This is a genomic window from Sodalis sp. (in: enterobacteria) (genome assembly GCF_047607725.1).
Lineage (GTDB): Bacteria > Pseudomonadota > Gammaproteobacteria > Enterobacterales > Enterobacteriaceae > JBLKSS01.
The window spans coordinates 1-4777 of sequence record NZ_JBLKSS010000229.1; the positions used below are offsets into that span (position 1 = coordinate 1).

The window sequence follows — 4777 nt, forward strand, 5'->3', positions numbered from 1 at the left end:
GGGCTGGAGCGCCTGCTCAACCAGCTTAATGTTAAAGTCCAGCGGGAAATTGGGACGACATCTTGAGGGTTTTGTTGGGGTTTGTTTCATGAATTGCGCCCATTAAAAAAATAATGGACATCATCTTCAATAACTTGATGGAGAATTAACAGACGGCGCTGGGCGTACGCTTACCTCCAGGGCGCATTCCACGGCATCCTTGTCCGCCTGACGCGGGATACGCATCATCCCCATATGGCCGTAGCGTCCCATCATCACCACGTCCTCCGCCAGAACGGAAAAATTCCAATCCACTTCTTCCGATTGGGGAACGTAGGAGACGAGATGGCGTTTCAATGCCTTGGTGGGGGGATGACCCATGACGGTAATTTCGCCGCTGGCCAGAGTGATAAATCCCATAATCGATTTGAATAATGTCGACTTGCCGGAGCAGTTAACGCCCACCAGTCCCGCAATCACCTCGCGAGGGATGGCAAATGTCGCCTGTTTTAACGCCAGGTGGCCATTACGGTAAATCACGGTCGCCCGGCGGACGTCGAGTGCCGTTTCGCCCGAGGGCGAAACGGTTAATGTGGCATCGATGCGTTTAGTCATGCTTAACCCCGGCGGTCATGCCTTCCGCCACGGTATCCGCCGTGACGCGCAGCAGGTCAAGATAGGTGGGGGTCGGCCCAGTGGGCTCGCTTAATGAATCCACATACAATACGCTGCCATAATGTGCGCCGGTTTCGCGGGCCACTTCATGCGCCGGTTTGTCGGAAACGGTGCTCTCGCTGAACACGGCGGGGATATGGTACTTTTTGACGGTATCGACGACTTTGCGAATTTGCTGCGGGGTGCCTTCTTGATCGGAATTGACCGGCCAGAGATACAACTCTTTCAGGCCAAAGTCGCGGGCGAGGTAGGAAAACGCGCCTTCACTGGTCACCAGCCAGCGGTGCGAGGCGGGAATTTGCGCCAGCTTTTCTTTGACCGGGGCGATTTCAGCGGTGATTTTATGCTTATAAACTTCCGCATTTTCCTTATAATAAGTCTGGCTGTGGGCGGGATCATATTTCACCAGCGCATCGCGAATGTTATTGACGTAGATAATGGCATTATCGGGAGACATCCAGGCGTGCGGATTGGGTAAACCGCTCTATAGGGACCCTCGACGATCCCGATAGGAACAACCCCCTGTGATACGACAACGTCCGGCACATCATGCAGCTGCTGATAAAATTTCTCGAACCAACGTTCCAGATCGAGTCCGTTCGATAGCAATAGTTGAGCCCCCTGGGTGCGCTGAATATCGCCGGGCGTTGGCTGATATTCATGTATTTCCGCCCCGGGCTTGGTGATGGATTCGATGTTCGCGGCATCACCGGCGACGTTTCTTGCCATATCCGCAATCACGGTAAAGGTGGTGACGACCTTGAATTTATCAGCGGCGGTTGCCGATATCGAAATCATTAGCAGCGATAATGTTACGGCGGAGACAACTATTTTTGGTATATTTTTATAAACTAGCGATTTCCTTAAATGCGTTGAATATGGCAGAGTGCAAACAGGCGCTAGGATAAGGGGAGGAAGATATAATGCAAATGATAACGATTATCATTAGTATATCAGTTTCATTGTAGTTTCGTTTAACATTTCCCCTAGCGGCCGGGCTTTCCATTTCCTTCGCCAATGCAACGCTACTTCCCGGGCCATAAGTGATAAACGGCAATCCGGCACGCCCATATGCACGTTCTTTTTCTGCCGCCAGACGTCATAATCCGCCCAATTGTTTGTCAACTTACGGCACAAACGCCTCCCATGGTGTTCATCATTAATTATGAAATAAATTGTCATTGCTTTATTCAATTGCACATACCCCCTTCTTTTGTGACGAAAGAAAAGGGTTTTATGCGTAAGCGCGGCAAGGGGTAATGCTATTCCACCTTACCGTCAGCCGTTTAAACAACCACGCCAAGGAGGCGGATTTAATAATGTCAAAAACACTCAGCGTGAGTAAATATGCCGCTCAGCCGGAGCTGCGGCACGAGCATGTTCCTACACCTGCCTCGCGTGCCTATTTCGCCTGGCAACAGGGAAAACTTGATACCGGGCAATTAAACCAGCGCGAAGCCGGTAAATTCTTTCCCGCCGTTGCCGCGGGTCTTTCCGATCCTGTCGCGCCGCCGGACGGCAAAATTGCCAGCGCTAACCAAGGTAATGGCGAATTCCTGGATGAGTCCGGTGGTACCCACTGGGAAAAACATAATGTCGTGGCCGGTGAGCTGTTAACATTTTCCTGGTCTTACAGCGCTAAGTATCTCACCCGGCGCTGGAATTATTTCATAACCCGCCAGGACTAGGATCCCAACGCGCCATTAAGCCGTGCCCAATTCGACACCCAACCGTTTTTCAAAGTAGAGCTAACCGAGCAGCCGTTCTGGAGCAATGGCGCGGCGCTCACCCCGCCTGAACCAACGGTACATGAGGTGATGCTGCCGCAGCGTTCGGGCTACCACGTCATTTTAGCAGTATGGGAAGTGGTGGATACGGGTAATGCGTTTTACCAGGTAATCGATGTGGATTTCGTTGACGGTGATGATAACGGCGAGACTACGCCCGTTGCGCCTAACGGACTGCGCGCCCCGGAGATTACCAGCAATGCCATTACTCTTGCGTGGAATGCCTCGATCCCGGCTGCCGGTGAATATCGACTTTATCACGACGGCAACCGCATTTACGCGGGTATCCAGCCGGGTTTCATCGACACCGGACTGGCGGAAAATACGCAATACAGTTATGCCGTAAGCGCGGTGAATGCACAGGGTTCCGAATCCACGCAGAGCCAGGCATTGCTGGTGACAACGCCGAGCCAAACCTTGCCCGATTCCCCGCCGGGGGCGCCGAAAAACTTGCACTGCATGGAGGTAAGTGCCGACAGCGTGAGCCTGATATGGGGGGCGTCAGTGGACGCCAACCGGATGGGCAATTACATTGTGTATCGCGATGGGGTGGTACTGATAACCTTGCCGGTTTCACAGCTAAGCTATAACGATACCGGCCTTGCCGCCGGCACCACGTATCGCTACTACGTCATCGCCAGGGATTTATCCGGCCAGGTCTCTGCGCCGAGCAATACGCTGACGCTAACCACCGACGACAACGATGAGGGACAGCCGGGGAATTACCCGGAATGGAAACTGATGACCTCTTATACTCGCGGCGATAAGGTCAGCTATCGCGGTAAAGACTGGGAATGTCTGCAAAGTCACGTCGCTTATACTGATGCCTGGTCACCGGGGGGGAAGATTATCTGACCCTGTGGCGGCCGCTAAGCTAACGCTTTGCTCTTGCAAGTGGACACATCCTGTGTCCACTTTATTTTTACCGATTGCGGCGACCGGCTGTTTCGTTATAGACGGACGATGCGGGCGTCATGAGGTCTGATTCGGCGGGATAGTATATTTCTTTAGCGAGATGACGAAATGCTGATGGTTTTTTTTAATTTTGGCGCCCCGTTCACACCAATATGACGCAAAATGAAAAAATTCGTCGCTGGTGAGTTCAAATCCCAGCTCAACATGTTTAACCAAGCCTGCGGCTAACAGCCGCTCTGCTTCTTCCAGGGATGAAACCAGGACAGGCGTCATTGTTTCTCTTACCATTTCGTTTGCTGATACCGTCTAGACGATATGTCCGTTTCATTTCATTAAGATGACAGAAATGTCGCACCCGCGCTTTTTTTCACCCATCACCGACACACAGCCGTCACATAAAAACTCAATAATTACTGCCTCTAGCCCTATTGTGTCATGAGGTCGTTGTGTATTCAGAGCGTTATGTGGATAAAGAACTCTGCTGGCTCGCTTTTAACGAACGCGTTCTGCAAGAGGCTGAAGATGTCACTAATCCCTTAGTCGAGCGAATTCGTTTTCTCGGCATTGATTCCAGCAACCGGGATGAGTTTTATAAGATTCGCTTTGCCGATCTACGACGAAATCTCCTTATCAGCGCTGCTCAGGGCAAAGACGAAGGCTATCGGAGATTATTCGCTGAAGTGAAACATAAGATTGCGAAAAACAACGAGAAATTCGATAGTCTCTACCATGACTTGCTGCTGGAACTGGCCAGAAACCAGATTTTCTTGCTTAATGAGCGCCAATTATCTGAACCTCAGCAGCATTGGCTGAAGGACTATTTTCAACAAACCCTACGCCCGCTCGTCAGGCCTATCCTTATTGACCAGGACACCAATTTGGTCACTTTTTTGCGTGACGATTCGACCTACCTGGTGGTGAAAATGACGCGGGACGAGGCGGTGAATTACGCCTTATTGGAAATCCCGTCAGACAGAACCCCGCGTTTTATTACTTTGCACGCCGACAGCGGTTCGCGCCGGCGTAAGCCTCTTATCATTTTGGATAATGTGATAAGACTGTGTCTTAACGATATTTTTGACCCGTTTTTTGATTATGACGATATTCATGCCTGGTCCATGAAAATGACCCGGGATACGGAATTCGACCTTTCGTTTGAAATGGATACCGGCCTGCCGGAATTGATGTCCTCCGGGCTTAAACAACGTTTGAAGGCGGAGCCCGTTCGTCTGAGTTACCAGCGCGACATGCCGGTGGACATGCTCGCTATGTTGCTGGATAAACGTAAGCGCCCCGTGGAGGACGTCTTGAATTATTGGTGGGTTTGTTGTATGAGACAGTAAACCTACGTTACACGCTTATGCTCATTGCATTTTCACATTGTATTGATTTTAATAACTTTTATTTCCATCCCGGTTTGA

At 50.9% G+C, this 4777-nt stretch carries 2 protein-coding genes and 3 pseudogenes; 3 read left to right on the top strand and 2 right to left on the bottom strand.

Translation table 11 applies throughout. The features are described from left to right. Positions 1-177: 177 nt before the first annotated feature. Positions 178-594, bottom strand: a pseudogene (locus tag ACMX3H_RS17110) (ATP-binding cassette domain-containing protein); the annotation flags it as partial. Next, positions 587-1452 (bottom strand): annotated as a pseudogene (locus ACMX3H_RS17115) (metal ABC transporter substrate-binding protein). The pseudogenes ACMX3H_RS17115 and ACMX3H_RS17110, both read right to left, overlap by 8 nt. 521 nt (positions 1453-1973) lie before the next feature. Here ACMX3H_RS17115 and ACMX3H_RS17120 point away from each other — a divergent pair. The 3 genes and pseudogenes from ACMX3H_RS17120 to ACMX3H_RS17130 all read left to right on the top strand — a co-directional run. Next, a pseudogene (locus ACMX3H_RS17120) lies at positions 1974-3059 on the top strand (lytic polysaccharide monooxygenase); the annotation flags it as partial. Between the two features lie 123 nt (positions 3060-3182). Further along, the gene (locus ACMX3H_RS17125; protein WP_415211675.1) at positions 3183-3296 is read left to right on the top strand and encodes a carbohydrate-binding protein; all 114 of its coding nucleotides are present in this window, start codon (positions 3183-3185) and stop codon (positions 3294-3296) included. 506 nt (positions 3297-3802) lie between these two features. Continuing rightward, positions 3803-4699 carry a hypothetical protein gene (locus tag ACMX3H_RS17130; protein WP_415211674.1) on the top strand — a complete coding sequence of 299 codons (897 nt, stop codon included), beginning with the start codon at positions 3803-3805 and terminating at the stop codon, positions 4697-4699. Positions 4700-4777 lie beyond the last annotated feature (78 nt).

Excerpts from the sequence above, each read along its gene's own strand:
- ACMX3H_RS17125 (WP_415211675.1), top strand. The coding sequence starts at position 3,183 with ATGACCTCTTATACTCGCGGCGATAAGGTCAGCTATCGCGGTAAAGAC.